This window comes from Ancylobacter terrae (assembly GCF_045108345.1).
Lineage (GTDB): Bacteria > Pseudomonadota > Alphaproteobacteria > Rhizobiales > Xanthobacteraceae > Ancylobacter.
Window position 1 is genome coordinate 570,913 of sequence record NZ_JBJGXH010000001.1, and the last position, 21,322, is coordinate 592,234.

The window sequence follows — 21,322 nt, forward strand, 5'->3', positions numbered from 1 at the left end:
GTCGTGAGCGGGAGGATGGTCGTTCATGGTAAATAAACTGCTAATAGCAAATAATCGCTTCGAAATTCGTAATCATAAATGAAACGGCGCGCCGAGGCGCGCCGTGAATTGTTCGCGTCGATCCGGGATGGGCGCGATCAGTATTTGCGGACCGGCGGGTAATCGTCCGCATCGCTGCCGCCGCCGAACAACCAGCGGAAGCCGATCTTCACATCCTGGGAGGTGATGTCCTCGAAGGTGACCGGGTTGTAGTAGTTGTTGGTGCCGTCCGAGGCGACCACGTCGGCGGTGCGGCCATCGCCGAGGTCGATGTAGCGATAGGCGACTTCGACGCTGAAGGTCGGCGTGATCTGGTAGGCGAGGCCGGCGTACAGCGCCCAGGCGAAGTTCCACTTGGTATCAGAGCCGGCATAGGCCAGCGATTCATAGCCCGGCGTCGGGTCCCAGTCGCTGTAGTTGCTGACCTTGACCGAGGCGGCGCCGATGCCCGCGCCGACGAAGGGGGTGATCGAGTGCCAGGTGCCGAGATCGAGATAGGCGTTGGCGAGGAACACCCATTCCTGCTTGTCGGCCGTGTAGTGATTGGTGCGGGCGATGTATTCATCGCCGTTCCAGTAGTCGTAGGTGTCGACGCCCGAGAAGGACGACTTGGCGCGGTACTCGCCGGTGACGTCCGCCCGGAACCAGTCGTTGAACTTGTAGCCCACGCCGACGCCGAGGATGGCCGCCGCGTCGAAATTCTTGCCGAGCCAGATGAAATCGTTGGACTGGTTCTCGACGCTGACGAGGTTGTCGACGTCCTGCCAGCTCACGCCGATGTCGCCGCGCAGGTACCAGCCGCCGACCGCCACGGGGATCTCAGGGGCCTTGTAGACCGGTTCGGGCATGTCGGCGGCGAGGCCGGCACCGGTCTGGGCGGCGAGCGCCGCAAGGCCGGCGATTGCCGACATCATCAAACCACGCATGTCGCGTTCCTTCCATTCGGTCGGCGCGCCCTCACGCACGGCCGACGCTGTTCCACGGAAGCGACCTTGGCAGCGATTATTTAACGAGCGCTTAACCTTAACGCTTAACCACGATTGTTTACGAAGAGCGTGGCCGCCTTTGCTTCCCTTGCGGCAGAACCGTGGCCGGGGCGCAACAGTTACGCCCCGGGCGGGACGTCAGGCGGTGGCCCTGGCGGAGCGTGCCGCCGCTTCCAGATGCGGCGTGAGGGCCGGGTCGAGCCGCAAGGCGGTGGCGAGCCGGGCGAGGAAGGCGCGCTCGGCGATCGAATCGGGATCGATGGCGAGAAGAGCGGCGACGTAGACTTCCGCCGCCTCTTCGGGAGAGGTGACGGCGCCGGCGATATCCTCGACGCGGGCGGGGCTGGCGAGTTCCGCGGCCAGGAAGCGCTCGGCCTCGCCGAGACCGCCGGCGCCGACCTGCTCGCCCAGTTTCGCGCTGATGGCGGCCCGCTCGGCGGCGTCGACATGGCCGTCCGCCAACGCTGCGGCGATCATGGTCCGCACCAATGTCCGCGGGAGCTCGCCCGGCGCCTGCGCCGGATTGAAGGGCGATTCGGGCGGCGGTAGCTGCGCCGGAACGGGAGCGGGTGCCGCGTCCGAACCGGCGGGCTGGCGGTCCTGGTAGTTCTGGTAAGCCTTGTAGGCGAGGGTGCCGACCAGCGCGAGGCCGCCCAGCGCCACGGCGTTCTTGCCGAGCTTGCGGCCGGCCTTGGAGCCCAGCACCAGCGAGACCAGCGCACCTGCCGCGGCGCCGCCGGCGAGCGAGCCGCCATTGCCGGCCAGATAATCCTTGGCGCGGCCGACGAGATCGTCCTTGCCACTGGGGCCGGGCGGCGTCGCGCCCCAGGGTGCGGGCGTCCCGCCGCCCGTCTGCGGTGTCAGGAAGCTATCCAGCAGTTTCCTGGCGTCGAAATTGCGCGTGTCGAACATCATCCGATCCCGGTGAGAGCCGCCCCGCCGGGAGTTGGGGGTCGCGTGGCGCTTCCGCAAGGTGAAGCGGGCGCGCGCCGTCTCGTTCAGCCCGGGAAGGACGCCCGCGGCAGCTTCGCGGCGGCCCGCGAGAGCTCGACGATGCGCGCCCAGTCGCCGCTGGCGATGGCGTCGTTCGGCGCGACCCACGAGCCGCCGACCGCGAGGATGTTGGGGAGCGCGAGATAGGTGGCGACGTTGTTCGGGCCGATGCCCCCGGTCGGGCAGAAGCGCAGGTCCGGGAGCGGGCCGGCGAGCGACTTCAGCAGGTTGACGCCGCCCACCGCCTCGGCGGGAAACAGCTTCAGCACCGCAAAGCCCATGGCGTGCAGCGTCATCGCCTCGGAGGCGGTCGCGCAGCCGGGCAGCACCGGCACCGGCGCCTCGGCGAAGGCTTCCGCCAGCGCCGGGGTGATGCCGGGGCTCACCAGATAGCGCGCGCCGGCGGCGATCGACTTCTCGATCAGGTCGACGCGGGTGACCGTGCCGGCGCCGACGATGGCCTCCGGCACCTCGGCGGCGATGGCGGCGATGGCCTCCAGCGCGGCGGGGGTGCGCAGCGTGACCTCGATCAGCGGCAGGCCGCCCTCGACCAGCGCCTTCGCCATTTTCACGCCGGCCGAAACGCTCGGGACGGTGACGACGGGAACGACGGGAGCGCGGGCGAGGAGATAGCTGGGATCGGGGAGCGACATGAACGGGCCATCGGTCGACGGATTGGCGGGGCCGGCCGGAAGCCGGAGCGAGGCTAGACCCTATAGCCAGCGCCGCGCGGCCGGAAGGGCGCCGCGTGCATGCCTGACGCGACGTCGCGGGGCCGGGCCAGGGCCGGCGGGTGCTTCCCTCCGGCGCGGGCGCGCACTAGCCTTGCCGGCATGAGCACGCCGTTCCGCCTCGATTCCCCCTATCCCCGCGACCTCGTCGGCTATGGCCGCACCCCGCCCGACCCGAAATGGCCGGGCGGCGCGCGGATCGCGCTGCAGTTCGTGCTGAACTACGAGGAGGGCGGCGAGAACTGCATCCTGCACGGCGACGCCGCCTCGGAGGCGTTTCTCTCCGAGATCGTCGGCGCGCAGGCTTGGCCCGGCCAGCGCCACATGAACATGGAGTCGATCTACGAATACGGCTCGCGCGCCGGCTTCTGGCGGCTGTGGCGGCTGTTCACCCGGCGCAACCTGCCGGTGACGGTCTATGGCGTCGCCACGGCGCTGATGCGCAACCCGGAGGCGGTCGCGGCGATGCAGGAGGCGGACTGGGAGATCGCCAGCCACGGCCTCAAATGGATCGACAACCGCGACCTCGGCTATGCCGCCGAGAAGGCGCAGTTCGACGAGGCGATGCGCATCCACACCGAAGTGACCGGAGAGCGTCCGCTCGGCTGGTACTGGGGGCGCACCTCGGAGCATTCGCGCCGCATCGTGATGGAGGATGGCGGTTTCCTCTATGATTCGGACAGCTATGCCGACGATTTGCCCTATTGGGTGGAGGGGCCGCGCGGGCCGCATCTCACCATTCCCTACACGCTCGATTCCAACGACATGCGCTTCGCCATCGCGCAGGGCTTCAATTCCGGCGACCAGTTCTTCGCCTATCTGCGCGACAGCTTCGATGCGCTCTACGCGGAGGGGGCGGAGGCGCCGAAGATGCTCTCCATCGGCCTGCACTGCCGCCTCGTCGGCCGGCCGGGGCGGATCGTCGGGCTGATGCGCTTCCTCGACCACGTGGCGAAGCACGACCGGGTGTGGATCACCCGGCGCATCGACATCGCGCGGCACTGGCACGCCACCCACAAGCCGTAACGGGGAGTTCTCATGAGCGGGAAGCGGCGCGTCCGGCGCAGCGTCGGGATAGCCGTCATGCTGGCGGCCATGTGGACCGCCGCGGCACTGCCGGCGGTGGCGACGGAGGCTGCGCCGACCGGGAAATGGCTCGCCGAGGACCTGCGCGGGCGCGGCGTCATCGACAATGCGCAGACCACGCTGGAATTCCTGCCCGACGGGCAGGTGGCGGGCTCGGGCGGCTGCAACCGCTACCGCACGGCGGCGGCGATCGAAGGTGACACGGTGCGCTTCGATATCGTGGCCGGCACGCGGATGATGTGCCCGCCGGCGCTGATGACCCAGGAGCAGACCTTCTACGAGGTGCTCGCCGCCGCGCGGCGCTGGTCGGTGATCGACGGCAAGCTGCGCCTGCTCAACCAGCTCGGCGCCACGCTCGCCGTTTTCGGTACGGCGAACTGAGGCGCGAGGATCGGCGCGGCCGTCAGAAATTGTGCCGGGCGCCGCGCTGGAGCGAGGCGATGAGGATGGCGGTGGTCCAGCCGAACATGAGGATGCCGCTCACCGCCGTCATGGGCTCCAGCAGGCGCCATTCGTCGCGCTCGACCGCATGGCCGAGGCCGAGGGCGGTGTAGGTATTGAAGGCGGAATAATAGGCGTCATAGGCGTTCGGCACGATGCCGGTCGCCCAGTAGACGCCGCTCCACAGGCCGACCTCGGTCAGGTGGGCGCAGAGCATCACCGCCACCGAGATCATCATCAGCAGCACGTGGCGCTTGCGCGAGGGCAGGTGCGAGGGCGTCGGTATCAGCCAGTCGGTGATGTGCATCAGCGCCAGCGTGGCCGCGACATGGACCAGCATGACCAGGAGATTCATGGTGATGCCGGAGAGAAGCTCGCCGATCATGAGCGCTCCCTGTCTGGATGATTCGGCGTGGATGCCATGAGTGAAGCTGTTCGCATCCGTCCGCTTGCCGTCAATGAAATCCCGCTCGCGCTGGAATGGGCGGCGCGGGAGGGATGGAATCCGGGGCTGTCGGACGCCGCCTGCTTCGGCACCGTCGATCCGGAGGGTTTCCTTGTCGCGGAGCTTTCGGGCGAAGCCGCGGCAACGATCTCGGTGGTCAACTACGACCCGTCCTTCGCGTTCCTGGGCTTCTACATCGTGCGCCCGGATCTGCGCGGACGCGGCATCGGCTGGAGGCTGTGGCGGGCGGGGCTCGCGCATGCCGGGAGCCGCACCGTCGGGCTCGACGGCGTGCTGGCGCAGCAGGGGAACTACGCCAAGGCGGGATTTGCCCTTGCCTACCGCAATATCCGCTTTGCCGGCAGGGTCGCAGCAATCGGCGCGACGGGAGGCTGCGTGCCGCTTCCGGACGTGCCCTTCGCGGCGATCGAGGCGAGCGACGCCGCGATCTTCCCCGCCGCGCGCGCCGCGTTCCTGCGGGCCTGGATCGGCGCGCCGGGGCATGCCGGGCGCGCTCTGCTGCGGGACGGTCGGCTCGCCGGCTGGGGGGTCATCCGGCCGGCGCGGGCGGGGTTCAAGATCGGCCCGCTGGTCGCGGCAGACGACGCGGCGGCACAGGAGGTGTTCGCCGCGCTCGTCGCCGCCATCGGCGGGGGCGACATCGTGCTCGACGTGCCCGAGCCGAACGCGGCGGCGCTGGCGCTGGCGGCGCGGGCCGGCCTCGCGCCGGTGTTCGAGACGGCGCGGATGTATACCGGACCGGTCCGGCCGGTGGCGCTGGACCGCCTCTACGGCGTCACGAGCTTCGAGTTGGGGTGACCGGCGGGCGGCGCGCCATCAGCGTCGCGGTGGCGACGCCGGCGAGCACCAGCGCGTAGCCGACCGCGTGATAGAGGTGCGGCTTCTCGCCGAGGAACAGGATCGCCAGCACCGAGCCGAACACCGGCATCAGGTGGAAGAACGGCGCCGCGCGATTCGGGCCGACCAGTTCCACGCCGCGGTTGAAGAACAGATAGGCGAGCACCGAGGCGAAGACCGAGACATAGGCGAAGGAGGCCAGCGTCAGCGCATCGAAATGCAGCGGCGGGCCCGCGATCCGCTCCCAGACGAAGGCGGGCGTGAGCATCGCCGCTCCCCAGCCCAGCGAGAAGGCGAGGAAGCCGTAGCGGCTCATCTTCGGTCGCCGGGCCAGAAGCGCCGAATAGAAGGCGTAGAGCACCATGGCCGTGAAGAACAGCACGTCGCCGAGGTTGAAGTCGATGCCGGCGAGCACGGCGAGATCGCCGCGGCAGATGATGGTGACGACCCCGCACAGCGACAGGAGGATGCCGATCGCCTGGCCGAGCGCGAGCTTGTCGCCGAGCAGCACGAAGGACCAGGCGGCGATCAGCAGCGGTCCGGTCGAGGTCATCAGCAGCCCGTTGATCGCCGGGCTGAACTGCAGGCCGTAATAATAGATGGTGTTGTAGAGGGTGATGCCCGACAGCGAGAGCAGGGTGAGAACCCCCATGTTCCGCCGGATGATCGGCCAGTCCTGCCGCAGATAGCGATGCGTGAACGGCAGCAGGATCAGGAACGCGAGCGTCCAGCGGAACCACGCCAGCGCAATCGGCGGCACCTGTCCGGCGACATGGCGGCCGAGCACGATGTTGCCCGACCAGAACAGCGAGGTGAAGCTGAGCAGCACATAGGGGGCGTCAAGCAGGCGGCGGAACATCGGGCGCCCTTCACGGACCGGCGCGCGACGATCGTTCGCGCGCGAACGGTCTAGGCATCGCCGCGGCGGCGGTCAATGCGCCCTTGGCCGGGCCGCGGACCGACGGTGTCCGTCCGCCGCGCGGCCTCGGAATGGATCTGCTTCAGCCCTGCGCCACCACATGCGCGGTGGTTCCCCAGGGATCGCGGATGGCAAAGCCGCCCGGGATGGTGGCGGGCGCTTCGCCGACCTCGACGAGGCGGGCTCGCAGGGCCTCGACCGCGGCGGCGTCGGGGAGGTCGATCCGGTAGTGTACCAGGCCCGTGCGCCCCGCCGCGGCCGGCCCGCGCCCGCGGCTCTCCCAGACGTTCAGCCCGAGATGGTGGTGATAGCCCCCGGCGGCGACGAAGAGGGCGCCGGAATAGCGGTCGGTGGTCAGGGCGAAGCCGAGACGTTCCACATAGAAGCGGCGCGCGGTCTCGAGGTCGCCGACCTTGAGATGAACGTGACCGATCGTCGTGCCGGACGGCATCGGCGTCTCGACGGGCGTGCCGGGGGGCAGGTCCTTCAGAACCGAGCGCAGATCGAGCTGAAGCGTCTCCATGTGGATGCTGGTGCCCTGCCATTCCCATTCGTCGCGGGAGCGGTCGCGGTAGATTTCGAGGCCGTTGCCATCGGGGTCGTCGATATAGAGCGCCTCGCTGACAAGATGGTCGGAGGCGCCGAAGCGCGCGCCGAGCCGGACGAAGCGCTGGACGACGGCGGCGAGCGCCGCCCGGTCCGGCACCAATATGGCGACATGGAACAGGCCGGTGTCGCCGCGCCGGGCGGGCGGGGCATCGGGCGCCACCTCGAGTTCGATGAGCACCCGGCCGCCGGCGCCGAGGCGCAGGACACCGTCTGTGCCGCCGAGATCGGCGAGGCCGATCACGCCGGTGTAAAAGGCGAGGGAGCGTTCCCGGTCGCGCACGCGCAGCCGCACCGGACCCAGCGCGAGCCCATCCGGCAGCACCGCGGCGGAAGCGGCGAGGGGGGTGGCGAGTTGCGGCTGGGCGGTCATGGCGCAGTCTCCCGGAAACATCGGCAGGTTTCAATCTGCTGCAAGATACTCCCGTTCGATCGGCGATACATTTGCAATCGTGCAAAGTTCCATCGCCGTGCCGGCCGCCTGCGGCGATCCGCCTCCGGCGCGGGCGGGCCGGCGGGCAGGGGACAATTCCTTGCCTCGCCCGGATCGATCCCTTAAGACGGTTGCCGCCCCGGTCGACCTGCTTCGCCGGGGCTTGTTCTGTCGGGGCGGCGCTGATGCGGCCGGACCCGGAGCGGCAATTACGGAGCTTCTCGCGTGGCGAACGTGGTCGTCGTCGGTTCCCAGTGGGGCGACGAGGGTAAGGGCAAGATCGTCGACTGGCTCAGCGAGCAGGCCGACGTGGTGGTGCGATTCCAGGGTGGCCACAATGCCGGCCATACGCTGGTCGTGGGCAATGTCACCTACAAGCTTTCGCTCCTGCCCTCGGGCCTCGTGCGCGGTGCCCGCCTGTCGGTGATCGGCAACGGCGTGGTGCTGGACCCGCAGGCGCTGATCGACGAGATCGCGCGCATCCGCGGGCAGGGCATCGACGTTTCGCCCGAGCGTCTGCGCATCGCCGAGAACGTCACGCTGATCCTGCCGCTGCACCGCGAACTCGACGCGATCCGCGAGAATGCGGCGTCGAGCACCACGCGAATCGGCACGACCAAGCGCGGCATCGGGCCCGCATACGAGGACAAGGTGGGCCGCCGCGCGCTGCGGCTGGTCGATCTCGCCCATCCCGCCACGCTCGCCGACAAGATCGAGCGGCTGCTGACCCATCACAACGCGCTGCGGCGCGGGCTCGGCCTCGACGAGGTCGACGGCAAGGCGCTGCAATCCGAACTGCTCGGCCTTGCGCCGCAGGTGCTGCCCTATATGGACCGCGTCTGGGCGCTGCTCGACGACGAGCGCCGGGCGGGCTCGAAGATCCTGTTCGAGGGTGCGCAGGGCGCGCTGCTCGATGTCGACCACGGCACCTATCCGTTCGTGACCTCGTCCAACACGGTGGCGGCGCAGGCGGCTACGGGGTCGGGCCTTGGTCCCAGCGCGGTCGACTATGTGCTCGGCATCACCAAGGCCTATACGACGCGGGTCGGCGAGGGGCCGTTCCCGAGCGAGCTTTCGGATGCGGTCGGCCAGCGGCTCGGCGAGCGCGGCCGCGAGTTCGGCACGGTCACCGGCCGGGCGCGGCGCTGCGGCTGGTTCGACGCGGTGCTGGTGCGCCAGACGGTCCGCACCAGCGGCATCAACGGCATCGCGCTGACAAAGCTCGACGTGCTCGACGGGCTGGACGCGATCAAGGTGTGCACGCGCTACCGGCTCGACGGGCGCGAGATCGACTATTTCCCGGCCGGGCAGGATGCGCAGGCGCGCGTCGAGCCGATCTACGAGACGATCGAGGGCTGGTCGGGTTCGACGGCAGGCGCCCGTTCCTGGGTGGACCTGCCGGCGGAGGCCGTTAAATATGTCCGCCGGATCGAGGAGCTGATCGGCTGCCCGGTCGCGCTTCTCTCCACCAGCCCCGAGCGGGACGATACCATCCTCGTGCAGAACCCGTTCGAGCCCTGATCATTCCCGTCGGCGCCGATGCCGATCCCACGCCCCGATCCCGAGTGTAATGGCCGATTACTACCCGCTTCTGGCACGCGCCATCTCCTCGCTTCCCGGCAACAACCGGGAAACCCGCCGCGCCGTCTATGAGCGCGCCCGATCGGCCCTGATGGCGCAGCTGCGCAACGCCCAGCCGGCGCTGCCGGAGGCGGACATCGCCCGCGAGCGGCAGGCGCTCGACGACGCGGTGCGCCGGATCGAGGCGGAGCACGGCAACGAACTGCCGCCGGAGACGGCGCCCGCGCCGGTCGCCCCGCCGCCCCCGGCATCGCCGCCCGTTTCCAGCCGTCCGCCGGCGCCGCCGCCGCCTCCCGCGGCATCAAGCCGGCCTCCGGTTCCGGTTCCGCCTCCGGCCTCGCCGCCGCCTCCGCGCGCGCCGGCGCCTCCCGCGTCGCCCGCCGCGTCTCCGGCACCCGCGGCGTCTCCGGCACCCGCTGCCGCGCCTCCTCCGTCGCCGCCCGCGGCATCCGCCCCACCCGCGCCTGCGGCGAGTGCGCGGGTTGCCGTGCCGGGGTCCGAACGGCGCGAGGAGCGGGTGGCCCCGGCGCGGCCGTCCGACGATGCCGGGCTGTCCGAGCCGCTGGCGCCAGCATCTCCCCGCACCGACATCCGGGCGCGGCCGGAGAGCTATCCCGAGCCGCCCCGCGAGACCAGCAGCCGCTCCGAGCGGCAGCGCGCCGCGGCCGCGGCCCGGGCGGAGGGCGAGAACGGCGGGCGCCGCTGGGGTCGGCTGATCGTGCTGGCGCTCATCGCTCTCGCGATCGGCGGCGCGGCCGGCGTCGGCTATCTCCAGCGCGATGCCGTGGTCGCCATGATCCGCGACTTCCGCATGAGCACCTCCGCGCCGACATCGATGCCGGGTGTCGCGCATGCTCCCGCGCCCGACGTGCCCAAATCCACCGACCGCATCGCCCAGGTCCCCAGCGATCCGAGCCGGCGCGCGGAAGCTCCCAGCCCGCAGGCGGGCGGTCCGGTCGCTGCCGTCGCCCAGCGCGCCGTGCTGTTCGAGGAGAGCCCGGGCGGCCAGCAGGGTCTGCAGCAGTTCGTCGGCACGGTGCTGTGGAGCGCCGAGACGGTGCGTCCCGCCGACGGCCAGCCGGCCGATGTCGGCATCCGGGCGAGCGTCGAGATCCCCGACCGGGAGATGAAGGTCGTCATCAATATCCGGCGCAATCAGGACGCCAGCCTGCCGGCCTCGCACATCATCGAGCTGCAGTTCGACCTGCCCGCGAACTTCGCCCTCGGCAGCGTCGCCAGCATCCCCGGCATGCGTGCGAAGGCGTCCGAGGCGGCGCAGGGCGTGCCGCTTTCGGGCCTCGCGGTGCGGGTGGCGCCGACCTTCTTCCTGATCGGCCTGTCCGCGCTCGACGCCGAGCGCAACCGCAATCTCGGGCTGATGCTGACCCGCAACTGGCTCGACCTGCCGCTGGTATTCGGCAATGGCCGGCGCGGCATTCTCGTGGTCGAGAAGGGCGTGCCGGGCGACAAGGTGTTCCGCGACGCCTACGCCGCCTGGGGCCTGCCGCTGCCGCCCGAACCGCCGGCGCAGCCGCAATAGCCTCTGGATTCACCCCATAGAAAAAGGCGCAGCCCGCGAGCTGCGCCTTTTGCGTTCATAGACTACGCGCAGCGGCCCGGCCCGGAAGCGTTCAGGCCACCGGCAGGGCCTCCCGCTCGGGCGCCTCCATGGCGTTGACCCGGTCGATCACCGCCTTCTGCACCTTTTCGAAGGCGCGCACCTCGATCTGGCGAACACGCTCGCGGGACACGCCGAACTCGGCGGCGAGATCCTCCAGCGTCATCGGATCGTCGGTCAGGCGGCGCGCCTCGAAGATGCGGCGCTCACGGTCGTTCAGCACCGACAGCGCGCCGGAGAGGGCGCTGCGCCGGTTGTCCAGTTCCTCATGCTCGGCGAGCACGGATTCCTGATCGTCGCGGTCATCCGCCAGCCAGTCCTGCCACTCGCCGCTGCCCTCCGTGTCGCCGCGCAGCGGCGCGTTGAGGGAGGCGTCGCCCGACAGGCGGCGGTTCATGTCGATCACCTCCTGCTCGGCGACGCCGAGTTTGGTGGCGATCTGCTTGACCTGGTCGGGACGCAGGTCGCCGTCCTCCAGCGCGGAAATCTGGCTCTTGGCCTTGCGCAGGTTGAAGAACAGCTTCTTCTGCGCGGCCGTGGTGCCCATCTTCACGAGGCTCCACGAGCGCAGGATGTATTCCTGGATCGAGGCCTTGATCCACCACATGGCATAGGTGGCGAGGCGGAAGCCCTTGTCGGGCTCGAACCGCTTCACCGCCTGCATCAGGCCGACATTGCCCTCCGAGATCACCTCGGAGATCGGCAGGCCATAGCCGCGATAGCCCATGGCGATCTTGGCCACGAGCCGCAGATGGCTGGTGACGAGCTTTTCAGCGGCTTGCGGGTCATCATGCTCGCGCCAGCGCTTGGCGAGCATATATTCTTCCTGCGGCTCCAGCATGGGGAACCGGCGGATCTCGTCCAGATAGCGGCTGAGGCCGCCCTCGGCCGAGGGTATCGACATCACTGTTGAACGGGCCATGAAGCGCCCCTTTCTCTCCCATCGGTCCCCATCCGGGCGACCGTTGCGCGGCCGCGAGATGCCAACCGCGTCATTCAGTGTACAGCAACGGACATCGAACGCGAAAGCACAACAGCTATACGGTCACGTTTCGTTTACGGATTGCGTAAACGCCGCCTGGAGGCGGGCGAGGTCGGGCGGCAGGGCGCTTTCGAAACGCAGGGTTTCGCCGCTCACCGGGTGCTCGAAGCCGAGCACCGCGGCGTGCAGGGCCTGCCGCCCCAGCGCCGCGAGCGCCTCCCGCGGGGCGGGGGCGAGCCGGGCCGCCTTGGTGCGGTGGCCGGTGGCATAGACTTCGTCGCCCATCAGCGGATGGCCGATATGGGCCATGTGGACGCGGATCTGGTGGGTGCGGCCGGTCTCCAGCCGGCACTCGACGAGGCTGGCCACCGGGCGACCCTGCGCATCGGGAAAGGTTTCGAGCCGCTCCCAGTGGGTGATGGCGAAGCGCCCGCCCTTGCGCACCGCCATCCGCTCGCGCGAGACCGGGTGGCGGTCGAGAGGGGCGTCCACCGTGCCGCTCGGCAGGCCCGGCACATCCCAGACGAAGGCGCGATAGGCCCGCTCCAGCGGCCCGGTGCGGCCGTGGTCGGCGAACTGGGCGGCGAGCCCCTTATGCGCGCGGTCGTTCTTGGCGACGACGAGCAGGCCCGAGGTGTCCTTGTCGAGCCGATGGACGATGCCGGGGCGGCGCACGCCGCCGATCCCCGAGAGGCTCGCGCCGCAATGGTGCAGCAGCGCGTTGACCAGCGTTCCCTCCGGATTGCCGGGAGCGGGGTGAACCACCATGCCGGCCGGCTTGTCGACGACCAGCAGATGATCGTCCTCATATACGATGTCGAGCGGGATGGCCTGCGGCAACGGCTCGGCCGGCTCCGGCGGGGGCAGCCGCAGCCGGTAGGTCTCGCCGGAATTGACCCGCACCGAGCCGCTGCCTATGGTCCGCCCGTCGCCGGCCGGCTCCGCTGTTGCGCCCTCGAGGTGCACCAGGTGCCCGGTCGCGATCAGCGCCTGCAGCCGGGTGCGGCTGATTTGCGGCAGGTGTCGCGCCAGCACCCGGTCGAGGCGCTGGCCGCCGTCTGCCGCGTCCGTCCGGATCACGAGGGGCGTGCCGGCCAAGCCGTCATCGGGGAGGGCGTCGTCGTCCGCCTCGTCCATCCATTCGCCGGTGTCTTCCGCCATGCTCAATATTGCTCCTCCCGACGACGATCGAGCCGAGGAAAAACTGAATCCGGCCCAGGAGCGCGTGCTGCGCAAGCTGCGCGGCTTCGCGATGTTCTCCGGCCTGATCATGGCGCTCGGTTTTCTGGCCGTGTTCGGGGCCATCGGATACAAGATGACCGCCGGATCGAAAAGCGCGCCAGCGATGATCGACGGCACGCTGACGCTGCCCGCCGGCGCCCGGGTGATCTCGGCGGTGCCGAACGGCGACCTGCTCGCCGTCACCATCGAGCGCAACGGCGCGGTGGAAACCCGCCTGTTCGAGGCGGCCGGCTTCAAGCCGCGCGGTGTCATCCGCTACGCCAGCGAGCCCTGATCGCCGACGGCCGCGCCGGCTCAGCGCGGGCCGCTGCCGCTGCCGCCCGGTCGGCGGGGAGAGCGCGAGCATCGCGGTGACGGATTGCGGTGCCGGGCCGGCGGGAATGCCGCGCTTTGCCTGCCGTCCACGACCGGAATCAGCTGAAGGTGGGGGATTTCCAGCACGCGGCGCCGTTCGGCGACCGGCTGGGGTGATCGTGGACGCGCAGGTCGAGGCCGGGATACTCCTCGGCCCCGCGCGTCCGTCCTCGCGGCCGAGCGCTGTGGCGGGGCCGGAGCCCAAGCGAATCGGTACGGATCAGCCGGAGTGCGCGCTCGCGCGGTAGATGTCCTTGTAGCTGTCGCGCAGAACGTTCTTCTGCACCTTGCCCATCGTGTTGCGCGGTAGTTCATCGACGAAGAAGACCCGCTTGGGCTGCTTGAACTTCGCCAGCCGGCCTTCGAGCGCGTGGAGAATGGCCTGCTCGGTCAAGCCCGCGTCCTTATGGGCGACGACCACGGCGGTGACGCCCTCGCCGAAGTCGGGATGGGGCAGGCCGATGATGGCGCTTTCCACCACGCCGTCGATGGCGTCGATCTCGCCCTCGACCTCCTTCGGGTAGACGTTGAACCCGCCGGTGATGACGAGATCCTTGCCGCGGCCGACGATGCTGAGATAGCCGCGTGCGTCGATCCGGCCGAGATCGCCGGTGATGAAGTAGCCGTCGTGGAACTCGCTGACGGTTTTCTCCGGCATGCGCCAGTAGCCCTTGGTCACGTTCGGGCCCTTCACCTCCACCATGCCGATCTCGCCGGCCGCGTGTTCGGTGCCGGTGGTGGGATCGGTGATCCGGATCGACACACCGGGAAGGGGAAAGCCGACGGTGCCGGCGACCCGCTCGCCCTCATAGGGGTTCGAGGTGTTCATGCAGGTCTCGGTCATGCCGTAGCGTTCGAGGATGGCGTGCCCGGTGCGCTCGCGAAACGCGCGGTGCGTCTCCTCGAGCAGCGGCGCGGAGCCGGAGACGAACAGGCGCATGTGGCGTGTCGCCTCGCGGGTCAGCCCCGGCTGGTCGAGCAGGCGCGTGTAGAAGGTGGGCACGCCCATCAGGCAGGTTGCCCGGTCCATCAGGTCGATCGCCTCGCGCGGGTCGAACTTCGCGCGGAAGAACATCGACGCCCCGCTCAGCAGGACGATGTTGGCCGCCACGAACAGGCCGTGGGTGTGGAACAGCGGCAAGGCGTGGATCAGCACGTCGGCGTCGGTGAAGCGCCAGTAATCCTTGAGCACGCTGACGTTGGACAGCAGGTTGCCGTGGCTGAGCATGGCACCCTTGGCGCGGCCGGTGGTGCCGGAGGTGTAGAGGATGGCGGCCAGGTCGTCCGGCTCGCGCGGCACGTCGTCGAAGGCCGGCGGAAAGTTGGCGGCCGCGTCCATCAGCGAACCCGCGCCCTCGGCGTCCAGCGTCTCCACGGCCCTCACGCCGAACTCGCCCGCCAGCGCGCGGCTCTCCGTGGCATCCTCCGGCCGGCAGACGAACAGCGCCGGCTCGGCATCGCCGAGAAAGTAGCGCACCTCATTGGGGGTATAGGCCGTGTTGAGCGGCAGGTAGACGGCGCCGGCCCGCACCGCCGCGAGGTAGAGGGCGAGGGAGGGCCAGGATTTCTCGACCTGCACCGCCACCCGATCGCCCGGCTTGACGCCGCGCGCGACCAGCAGGCCCGCGAGGCGCGCGGAAAGGGCGAAGAAGTCGCCATAGGTCACGCTGGTCCCGTCCGCCAGCAGGGCGAGCGGCTTGTCGGGCGAGGGGGCGCCGCCGGTCAGGGCGGCGAAGAGGTGATTGTCGGACATGATGCTTTTCACGTGACGGGAACAGGGACGCGGGAGGCGGGATCGACCTTCAGCAACTTGCGCACGGGTGCGCTCGCGACGATCTCGCCCTTACCGGCAAAGGCTTCGTGGTTCTTCTCGATATCGGCAGGCGTGTAGCGGTAGTTCACCATCACGCCGGCGGCCTCAGCGAGGCCCTTGGCCGAGAGGTCGCCCATCGGGTTGATGCGCTCCAGCCGCGCGCCATTGCCGAGATGGAAGCGGGCGACCGGGTCGACCGGCGCTCCTTTCGCCGTGCGGGCGGCGAGGAAGTAATAGGCGGCGATGGGGGCGAGCACCGCCGCCAGTGCCTTGCGCGCCTCGGGGCTCTCCGCCCAGTCCGGCGTGTCCAGCGCCTCCAGTGCCTGGCGGTCGGCGGCGGACAGGACGAGGCTCTGCTCGGCCCGCCGCTCGGCCTCCAGCCAGCGGCGGAAGCCGGGCACCGGGGAGAGGGTGACGAAGGTGGTCAGAGAGGGCAGCTCGCGCGCAATTTCCTCCAGAACCTGCTTGATGAGGAAATGGCCGAAGGAAACGCCGGCAAGGCCCTTCTGGCAGTTGGAGATGGAATAGAAGACCGCCGTGGTGGCGTCCTGCGGCCGCAAGACCCGACGGGCCGGGTCGAGGATCGGGACGATGGCGCCGGGCGTCTCCTGCATCAGCGCCACTTCGACGAAGATCAGCGGCTCGTCCACCAGGGCCGGGTGAAAGAAGGCGTAGCAGCGCCGATCGGGCGAGTCCACGCGGGCGCGCAGGTCGTCCCAGTCGCGGATGGCGTGCACGGCCTCGTAGCGGATGATCTTCTCCAGCACATTGGCCGGCGTCGACCAGTCGATGCGCTTGAGCACCAGGAAGCCGCGGTTGAACCAGGAGGCGAACAGGTGCGCGAAATCGCGGTCGACCTCGGCGAGGTCGCGCCGGCGGACCATCGCCTCCATCAGCTGCTCGCGCATGCGCACCAGTGCGAGGGTGCCGCCCGGTGCAAGGTTGAAGCGCCGGAAGAGTTCCTGCCGTCGCGGCTCGCTGGCCCGGTGCAGGTCGGCGGCGGCCGTCGCGCCGTTCTTCCCGTAGGCCTCGATCGCCGCGGCCAGCCGTTCCGGATCGGGGCCGAATTTCTCGGCCAGCACCTCGAAGAACGCGATCGCCTCGCCGGTCTTCAGATGCGCGTAGCGATCGAGGATATCGGCGGCGAGGGCGACGCCGGAGGCTTCGCCCCGCCCGGACAGCAGTGTCTCGCACCGCGCCGCCAGCGTCTCCACCCGCGTCGCTCCGCTCACCCGGTGCGAGCGGTCGAGCAGGGTGCGTCCGCGCTCGGCGATGGAGCCCAGCAGATCTGCCACGAAGGACGTGTTGGATGCCATGGTGATTCCAGCGGTGGAGTTCTTCCCGGGCCACGCCGGAGCGCGCCCCTCTGCAATGAAGCCTCGTCTGCATTGAAAGTCAACGATCAAGTATACAAGACAGCCTCACTTGCATTGTAACACGGAAAGTGGCTTTCTTCGCTGGGAGGTATGCCGTGCGTGGTGACCAGACGCCGAGGCTTCGCGAAGCGCTCGAGGACGACATCGTCGCGGGCCGGCTGCGGCCGGGGCAACGGCTCGACGAGGCGGGTCTCGTCGAGCGTTTCCGTGTGTCGCGCACGCCGATCCGCGAGGCGCTCATCCAGCTGGCCGCCTCGGGGCTGGTGGAGATGCGCCCCCGGCGCGGGGCCTATGTGACGCTGCTCGGCCCGCGCGAACTCATCGAATCCTTCGAGTTGATGGCGGAGATCGAGGCGTCCTGCGCGCGCCTCGCGGCGCAGCGGATGGGTCCGGCCGACCGTGCCGCGATCAGCGAGGCGCATGTCGCCTGCCAGCAGGCGGTCGCCGCGGGCGATGACGACGCCTATTACCCCGCCAATGCGCAGTTCCACCGGGCGATCTATACGGCCACCGGCAACCGGGTGCTCCGCGCCGAGGCGGTGCGCCTGCAGACCGCGCTGCAACCCTATCGGCGCCTCCAGTTGAAGGTGCCGCGCCGCATGGCGGCGTCGCTTGCCGAGCATGAGGCCATCCTCGCGGCGCTGCTCGCCGGCGATGGCGCGGGGGCGGCGGAGCGGATCCGCGCCCATGTCCTGGTCCAGGGCGAGCGTTTCATGTCGCTGCTGGCTGCCCTCCAGGAAGAAGCCCTGACGGCGGATTAGGTCGACGCTGGCCCGTGCGGCCGCCGCTGCTCGATTCCCGATGCCCGGCGAGGGGGTGCGGAGATGGGCACCGGCCCCCCACACTGCGGGATGGAGAGCGCTCCTCGGGATCGCTATCGCGCCGCCGACCAGGGTTCCCGTCGCGCCGGGGCGGCCGCCGTCGAGCCCGTGGGGTGGAAAGTCCCGCTGGTCGGCCCGCACGGAAAGCGAGAGTTGGTCGGCCAGCGCGCCATATTCCCGCACCAGACCGACGCCGCTGCGGAAGCGGCCGGCACCGCCGGTATCGCCGGAGCTAGACGAACCGCCCGACAATCCAGTCGATGAACACACGCACGCGCGGAGAGAGCTGCCGATTGCGGGGGTACAGGACGGAGACCTGCCCGCTGGCGAGCGGGTGGTCGGGGAGTACCCGTTCCAGTCGCCCGGCATCAAGATGCCGCTCGACGTGGAAGAGCGGCATCTGGGCCAGGCCGAGCCCGAGAAGGACGCCATCGAGAAAGCTCTCCGTGCCGGTGACGGTCAGGGGGGCGGGAAGTTCGATCGCAGTCGTACCGTCCCGGCGCTCGAACTCGAACGGTGCCAGCATGCCGGTGGTGATGGAGCGGAGGCCGACCATCTGGTGGCCGGTCAGTTCATCGAGTGAGCCAGGCCGCCCGAAGCGGTCGAGATAGGATGGTGCCGCGCAGGTGATGCGGGGCAATTGCGCGATTGTTCGCGCGACCAGGTCGCTGTCGGGCAGCGCGCCATATCGCAACACGCAATCGACGCCTTCGCGCACGACGTCGACCCAGCGGTCGCTCTCGCTCATCGCGATCTCGATGCCGGGATAGCGGGCCATGAAGTCCGGGATTCCCGGCATCACGAAATGGCGGGCGAGCGTTCCCTGCACCTCGACGCGGAGCATCCCTCTGGGGATGGCACCGCTGAATGCACCCTCGGCGTCCTCGATGTCGTCGAGGATGGCGAGACAGCGCCGGTAGTAGGCCTCGCCGTCCAGCGTCGCCCCCACTGTCCGGGTCGTGCGCTGCAGGAGCCGGACACCCAGGCGCTCCTCGAGTTGGCGGATCACCTGCGTCGCGGTCGAGCGCGGGACACCGAGGTCATGCGCCGCATCGGTGAAGCTGCGGCGCTCGACGACACGGGTGAACAGACGCATGGCGTCCAGTCGATCCATTGTTCGTTCCAGTCAAACAGTGTTGCTGAATTCCAGCAGATTATCCTCATCCCTCCCGGTAGCAAATTGCACTCATCGCTCATCGACGAGCGGCAAAACGGAGACCGACATGGATACCGACAGCACCAGAGTCGCGATCGTCACCGGCGGTTCGCGTGGCATCGGCGCGGCGATCGCGACGCGTCTCGCCCGGGACGGCTTCACCGTCGTCATCAATTATGCCGGCAGCGCCGGCGAGGCCGACGCTCTGGTCGAGGCGATTGAGGCCGATGGGGGACGCGCCATCGCGGCGCAGGCCGATGTGAGCGATCCCGCCGCCGTGGCCCGCATGTTCGACGCCGCGCAGGCCGCCTTCGGCGGCATCGACGTGCTGGTGAACAACGCCGGCATCATGAAGCTCGCGACGCTGGCCGACAGTGACGACGCGCTGTTCGATCGGCAGGTCGCGATCAACCTGAAGGGCACCTTCAACACCCTGCGCGAGGCCGCAAGGCGCCTTCGCGAGGGCGGCCGGATCGTCAACCTGTCCTCCAGCGTCGTCGGTCTCTGCCTGCCGACCTATGCGGCCTATGCCGCGACGAAGGCGGGCGTCGAGGCCATGACGCATGTGCTCTCGAAGGAGCTGCGCGGCCGCAACATCACGGTCAACGCCGTCGCCCCGGGGCCGACCGCGACCGCGCTGTTCCTGGACGGCAAGCCGCAGGCCGTCATCGATCAGCTCACCAGGCTCGCGCCGTTGGAGCGTCTCGGTCAGCCCGATGACATCGCCGCGACGGTGTCGTTTCTTGCCGGCCCCGACGGCGGCTGGATCAACGGGCAGGTGCTGCGCGCCAATGGCGGGATCATCTGACCGAGGCTCCACGCCACCCGGATAAGGGAAGTCTTTCCGTTGTGACCCGGAAGTTCGTCCTGATCACGGGCGTGTCGACCGGCTTTGGTCCGCTGACCGCCGAGGCGCGCCAAGACCGGGCACATCGCCTACGTCTCGATGCGCCCGCCGGCCGGAATGCCGGGGACGCCGCCGAGATGGCGACCCTGCCGGGTGCCGCTATCCGCCCGCTCGATCACGATGTGCAGTCGGAGTCGGGCGACGGCCGCGGCCGCCAAGATCATCGCCGAAAGCGGCCGCATCGACGTCCTCGTCCACGATGCCGGCCATAGGAGGTGCGGCCCGGCCGAGAGCTTCACGGCCGAGAAGACCGCCCGGCCATCTGACGTCGACATCCTGGGCACCCAAGGCGTCGATGACGCCGCGCTGTTCGACCGCCGCCAGTTGATCCCCATACGGGCGCACCAACGTGTGCCGAGCCACTGGCGATGGCGCATGTCCGAAGGGGGCCAATCCATGCCGCGAGGCTGCCACCGGCAGCTCTCTTTAGGAGCTCAAAATCTTGAATCTAAAAGACTTTGGCGCGCCCACGGGGAATCGAACCCCGGTTTTCGCCGTGAGAGGGCGACGTCCTGACCGCTAGACGATGGGCGCATTGCTCGCGGCAGGCGTCCTCTTAGAGGGAAATAATCGAAGGATCAAGTCGTCCGTGCGGGCCGTGCCCGCATTTCGTGCCGGCGCCGGAATGGGCGCCGATAAAGTCTCTCCGGTTCGCTCCGGTACGGGCTCCCGGGTCCGCCCCATGCCTTGTCCGCCTCACGCCGCCAATGAATTGGCGCGCGCGAGCGAGGTCGGTCGCTAGATCGGCCGGGACATCGGCCGGATTGCCACCCAATGAACTGGCGCGCGCGAGTGGGATCGGTCGGGCGGACCAGCCTGCCGCGCCGCCCGACAGGTGTGCAGCGGCGTCAGCCCGCCGGCTTGTCCGCCTCATCCGGTGCCGGGCCGCGATCGGGGGCGTCGTCATTGTCTGAATCGATCTCGGCCATCGGCGGCCGGTTCGCGGGGGAGACCGGCGTCGGGCGGTCGTCCAGCACGGCATCCACGTCCGCGGGGTCGATGACGATGGGATTCTGATCCAGCAGTCGGGGGTCGCGCGCCATGATGTCCTCCATTGGAGCCTGTCAAACCGCGACGGGTCCCTCCCGGTTCCGCTCAGGCGGGTATCGCGAGAACCGGACAGGGCGCGTGGCGGATGATGCGCTCCGTCGTCGTGCCGCGCAGCACATCGATCACGCTGTCCCGCTTCTCGGTGAGCATGACCAGGAGATCGGCGTCGGCGGCGGCCGAGAGGATGGAGGCGATCACCTCGCCCTCGAGGAGGCGGACGGGCTGGGGGTGGGGGCTCGTGCCGAAATAGACCACCGGCGGCTGCGCGCCGACATGCACGAAGGCGACCCGATCGTCGGGCAGGGCGATCGCCGTGGTGAGCCGGGCGAGGGCGAGCAGGGCCGGTTCGGGGTCGGGTTGGCCCGCCACCGGCACGAGAACGCGATCGAGCGACGCCTCTCCCGTGGCAGCGTCGACGAAACCGCGACAGCCGGAGGGCACGAACAGCACCGGCACGTCGGTCGTCGCGGCGATATCCTCGGCGACCGATCCGTGGAGAATGCGATCCAGCCCTTCGCGGCCCTGCGTCGCGAGCACCACGAGATCGGCCTGATGCCGGGCGATGTACTGGCCGATGCCGGCCGCTGCGCTCCGGTCGCGGATGTCGATCTTGACGACATGGACACCCGCCGCCTGTGCCACGGCGGCACGCGGCGTATCCGCCGCGATGATCCCCCAGCGCGCCAGCGTCTCGCGAACCGCCGGCGGGTGGGCGTCGGGGTCCTCGTGCTCGCCCGGCGTGTGGACGTGGAGGATGTGGAATTCGGCCTTCAGCAGGGTGGCGAGGCGCAGGGCATGGGCGAATGCCGCCTCGCCGGCGGTCGACAGGTCGGTCGGGTGGATGATGCGGTAGCGATAGCCGGTCATGGATCCATTTCCTCGCGG

Annotated in this window: 22 protein-coding genes, 1 tRNA gene and 1 pseudogene; 8 read left to right on the top strand and 16 right to left on the bottom strand. The window is 69.6% G+C overall.

Annotated features, from left to right (window positions below; translation table 11 throughout):
- Positions 1-137 precede the first annotated feature (137 nt).
- The 3 genes from ACEUEL_RS02655 to eda form a co-directional block, all read right to left on the bottom strand.
- Positions 138-965: an outer membrane protein gene (locus ACEUEL_RS02655; protein WP_405701881.1), complete on the bottom strand. Its 828-nt coding sequence runs from the start codon at positions 963-965 to the stop codon at positions 138-140.
- A 198-nt stretch (positions 966-1,163) separates the two neighbouring features.
- Positions 1,164-1,937 (bottom strand): tellurite resistance TerB family protein, encoded by a 774-nt coding sequence (locus ACEUEL_RS02660; protein ID WP_405701883.1) that lies wholly within the window; start codon positions 1,935-1,937, stop codon positions 1,164-1,166.
- Positions 1,938-2,023: 86 nt separating this feature from the next.
- Positions 2,024-2,671, bottom strand: a complete 648-nt coding sequence (gene eda, locus ACEUEL_RS02665; protein WP_405701886.1) for a bifunctional 4-hydroxy-2-oxoglutarate aldolase/2-dehydro-3-deoxy-phosphogluconate aldolase — start codon at positions 2,669-2,671, stop codon at positions 2,024-2,026.
- Positions 2,672-2,851: 180 nt separating this feature from the next.
- On the opposite strand from eda, the gene puuE reads away from it, so the two are divergent.
- Together puuE and ACEUEL_RS02675 are read left to right on the top strand one after the other, a co-directional pair.
- Complete coding sequence (gene puuE, locus ACEUEL_RS02670) at positions 2,852-3,775, top strand: allantoinase PuuE (protein ID WP_405701887.1); 924 nt, start codon at positions 2,852-2,854, stop codon at positions 3,773-3,775.
- 57 nt (positions 3,776-3,832) lie between these two features.
- Positions 3,833-4,216 carry an META domain-containing protein gene (locus ACEUEL_RS02675; protein WP_405701889.1) on the top strand — a complete coding sequence of 128 codons (384 nt, stop codon included), beginning with the start codon at positions 3,833-3,835 and terminating at the stop codon, positions 4,214-4,216.
- 22 nt (positions 4,217-4,238) lie between these two features.
- Here ACEUEL_RS02675 and ACEUEL_RS02680 read toward each other — a convergent pair whose 3' ends face one another.
- Positions 4,239-4,661 carry an ion channel gene (locus tag ACEUEL_RS02680; protein WP_405701891.1) on the bottom strand — a complete coding sequence of 141 codons (423 nt, stop codon included), beginning with the start codon at positions 4,659-4,661 and terminating at the stop codon, positions 4,239-4,241.
- Positions 4,662-4,697: 36 nt separating this feature from the next.
- On the opposite strand from ACEUEL_RS02680, the gene ACEUEL_RS02685 reads away from it, so the two are divergent.
- The gene (locus tag ACEUEL_RS02685) at positions 4,698-5,540 is read left to right on the top strand and encodes a GNAT family N-acetyltransferase (RefSeq protein ID WP_405701892.1); all 843 of its coding nucleotides are present in this window, start codon (positions 4,698-4,700) and stop codon (positions 5,538-5,540) included.
- On the opposite strand, the gene ACEUEL_RS02690 is transcribed toward ACEUEL_RS02685, so the two are convergent.
- Together ACEUEL_RS02690 and ACEUEL_RS02695 are read right to left on the bottom strand one after the other, a co-directional pair.
- The gene (locus ACEUEL_RS02690) at positions 5,518-6,438 is read right to left on the bottom strand and encodes a DMT family transporter (RefSeq protein WP_405701894.1); all 921 of its coding nucleotides are present in this window, start codon (positions 6,436-6,438) and stop codon (positions 5,518-5,520) included. The two genes, ACEUEL_RS02685 and ACEUEL_RS02690, sit on opposite strands and share 23 nt — an antisense overlap.
- 142 nt (positions 6,439-6,580) lie before the next feature.
- Positions 6,581-7,477, bottom strand: coding sequence for a VOC family protein (locus ACEUEL_RS02695; protein WP_405701897.1), 897 nt, complete (start codon positions 7,475-7,477; stop codon positions 6,581-6,583).
- 285 nt (positions 7,478-7,762) lie between these two features.
- Here ACEUEL_RS02695 and ACEUEL_RS02700 point away from each other — a divergent pair, with 285 nt between their 5' ends.
- Positions 7,763-9,058 (top strand): adenylosuccinate synthase, encoded by a 1,296-nt coding sequence (locus tag ACEUEL_RS02700; RefSeq protein ID WP_405701899.1) that lies wholly within the window; start codon positions 7,763-7,765, stop codon positions 9,056-9,058.
- A 49-nt stretch (positions 9,059-9,107) separates the two neighbouring features.
- Complete coding sequence (locus ACEUEL_RS02705) at positions 9,108-10,658, top strand: hypothetical protein (protein ID WP_405701902.1); 1,551 nt, start codon at positions 9,108-9,110, stop codon at positions 10,656-10,658.
- Positions 10,659-10,749: 91 nt separating this feature from the next.
- Here ACEUEL_RS02705 and rpoH read toward each other — a convergent pair whose 3' ends face one another.
- Complete coding sequence (gene rpoH, locus ACEUEL_RS02710) at positions 10,750-11,658, bottom strand: RNA polymerase sigma factor RpoH (protein WP_405701904.1); 909 nt, start codon at positions 11,656-11,658, stop codon at positions 10,750-10,752.
- Between the two features lie 123 nt (positions 11,659-11,781).
- A complete protein-coding gene (locus tag ACEUEL_RS02715; RefSeq protein ID WP_405701907.1) occupies positions 11,782-12,879 on the bottom strand; it encodes an RluA family pseudouridine synthase in 1,098 nt (365 codons plus the stop codon).
- Here ACEUEL_RS02715 and ACEUEL_RS02720 point away from each other — a divergent pair.
- The gene (locus ACEUEL_RS02720) at positions 12,878-13,234 is read left to right on the top strand and encodes a hypothetical protein (RefSeq protein ID WP_405701909.1); all 357 of its coding nucleotides are present in this window, start codon (positions 12,878-12,880) and stop codon (positions 13,232-13,234) included. The two genes, ACEUEL_RS02715 and ACEUEL_RS02720, sit on opposite strands and share 2 nt — an antisense overlap.
- A gap of 300 nt (positions 13,235-13,534) precedes the next feature.
- On the opposite strand, the gene ACEUEL_RS02725 is transcribed toward ACEUEL_RS02720, so the two are convergent.
- Positions 13,535-15,067 carry a malonate--CoA ligase gene (locus tag ACEUEL_RS02725; RefSeq protein ID WP_405701910.1) on the bottom strand — a complete coding sequence of 511 codons (1,533 nt, stop codon included), beginning with the start codon at positions 15,065-15,067 and terminating at the stop codon, positions 13,535-13,537.
- An 8-nt stretch (positions 15,068-15,075) separates the two neighbouring features.
- Complete coding sequence (locus tag ACEUEL_RS02730) at positions 15,076-16,443, bottom strand: malonyl-CoA decarboxylase (protein WP_405701913.1); 1,368 nt, start codon at positions 16,441-16,443, stop codon at positions 15,076-15,078.
- Positions 16,444-16,598: 155 nt separating this feature from the next.
- Between ACEUEL_RS02730 and ACEUEL_RS02735 the strand changes: the two genes are divergently transcribed.
- Positions 16,599-17,264 (top strand): GntR family transcriptional regulator, encoded by a 666-nt coding sequence (locus ACEUEL_RS02735; protein WP_405701915.1) that lies wholly within the window; start codon positions 16,599-16,601, stop codon positions 17,262-17,264.
- A gap of 138 nt (positions 17,265-17,402) precedes the next feature.
- Here the strand turns inward: ACEUEL_RS02735 and ACEUEL_RS02740 are convergent.
- Both ACEUEL_RS02740 and ACEUEL_RS02745 read right to left on the bottom strand, forming a co-directional pair.
- A pseudogene (locus tag ACEUEL_RS02740) lies at positions 17,403-17,594 on the bottom strand (hydantoinase B/oxoprolinase family protein); the annotation flags it as partial.
- Positions 17,557-18,438: a LysR family transcriptional regulator gene (locus tag ACEUEL_RS02745; protein ID WP_405701916.1), complete on the bottom strand. Its 882-nt coding sequence runs from the start codon at positions 18,436-18,438 to the stop codon at positions 17,557-17,559. The gene ACEUEL_RS02745 and the pseudogene ACEUEL_RS02740, both read right to left, overlap by 38 nt.
- 109 nt (positions 18,439-18,547) lie before the next feature.
- Between ACEUEL_RS02745 and ACEUEL_RS02750 the strand changes: the two genes are divergently transcribed.
- The gene (locus tag ACEUEL_RS02750) at positions 18,548-19,288 is read left to right on the top strand and encodes an SDR family oxidoreductase (RefSeq protein WP_405701918.1); all 741 of its coding nucleotides are present in this window, start codon (positions 18,548-18,550) and stop codon (positions 19,286-19,288) included.
- A 128-nt stretch (positions 19,289-19,416) separates the two neighbouring features.
- On the opposite strand, the gene ACEUEL_RS02755 is transcribed toward ACEUEL_RS02750, so the two are convergent.
- The 4 genes from ACEUEL_RS02755 to ACEUEL_RS02770 form a co-directional block, all read right to left on the bottom strand.
- Complete coding sequence (locus tag ACEUEL_RS02755) at positions 19,417-19,569, bottom strand: hypothetical protein (RefSeq protein ID WP_405701919.1); 153 nt, start codon at positions 19,567-19,569, stop codon at positions 19,417-19,419.
- 277 nt (positions 19,570-19,846) lie between these two features.
- Positions 19,847-19,921, bottom strand: a tRNA-Glu gene (locus tag ACEUEL_RS02760).
- Positions 19,922-20,235: 314 nt separating this feature from the next.
- On the bottom strand, positions 20,236-20,430 hold the full coding sequence (locus ACEUEL_RS02765) for a hypothetical protein (RefSeq protein WP_405701921.1): 195 nt from the start codon (positions 20,428-20,430) through the stop codon (positions 20,236-20,238).
- A gap of 52 nt (positions 20,431-20,482) precedes the next feature.
- The gene (locus ACEUEL_RS02770; protein WP_405701923.1) at positions 20,483-21,304 is read right to left on the bottom strand and encodes a universal stress protein; all 822 of its coding nucleotides are present in this window, start codon (positions 21,302-21,304) and stop codon (positions 20,483-20,485) included.
- Positions 21,305-21,322 lie beyond the last annotated feature (18 nt).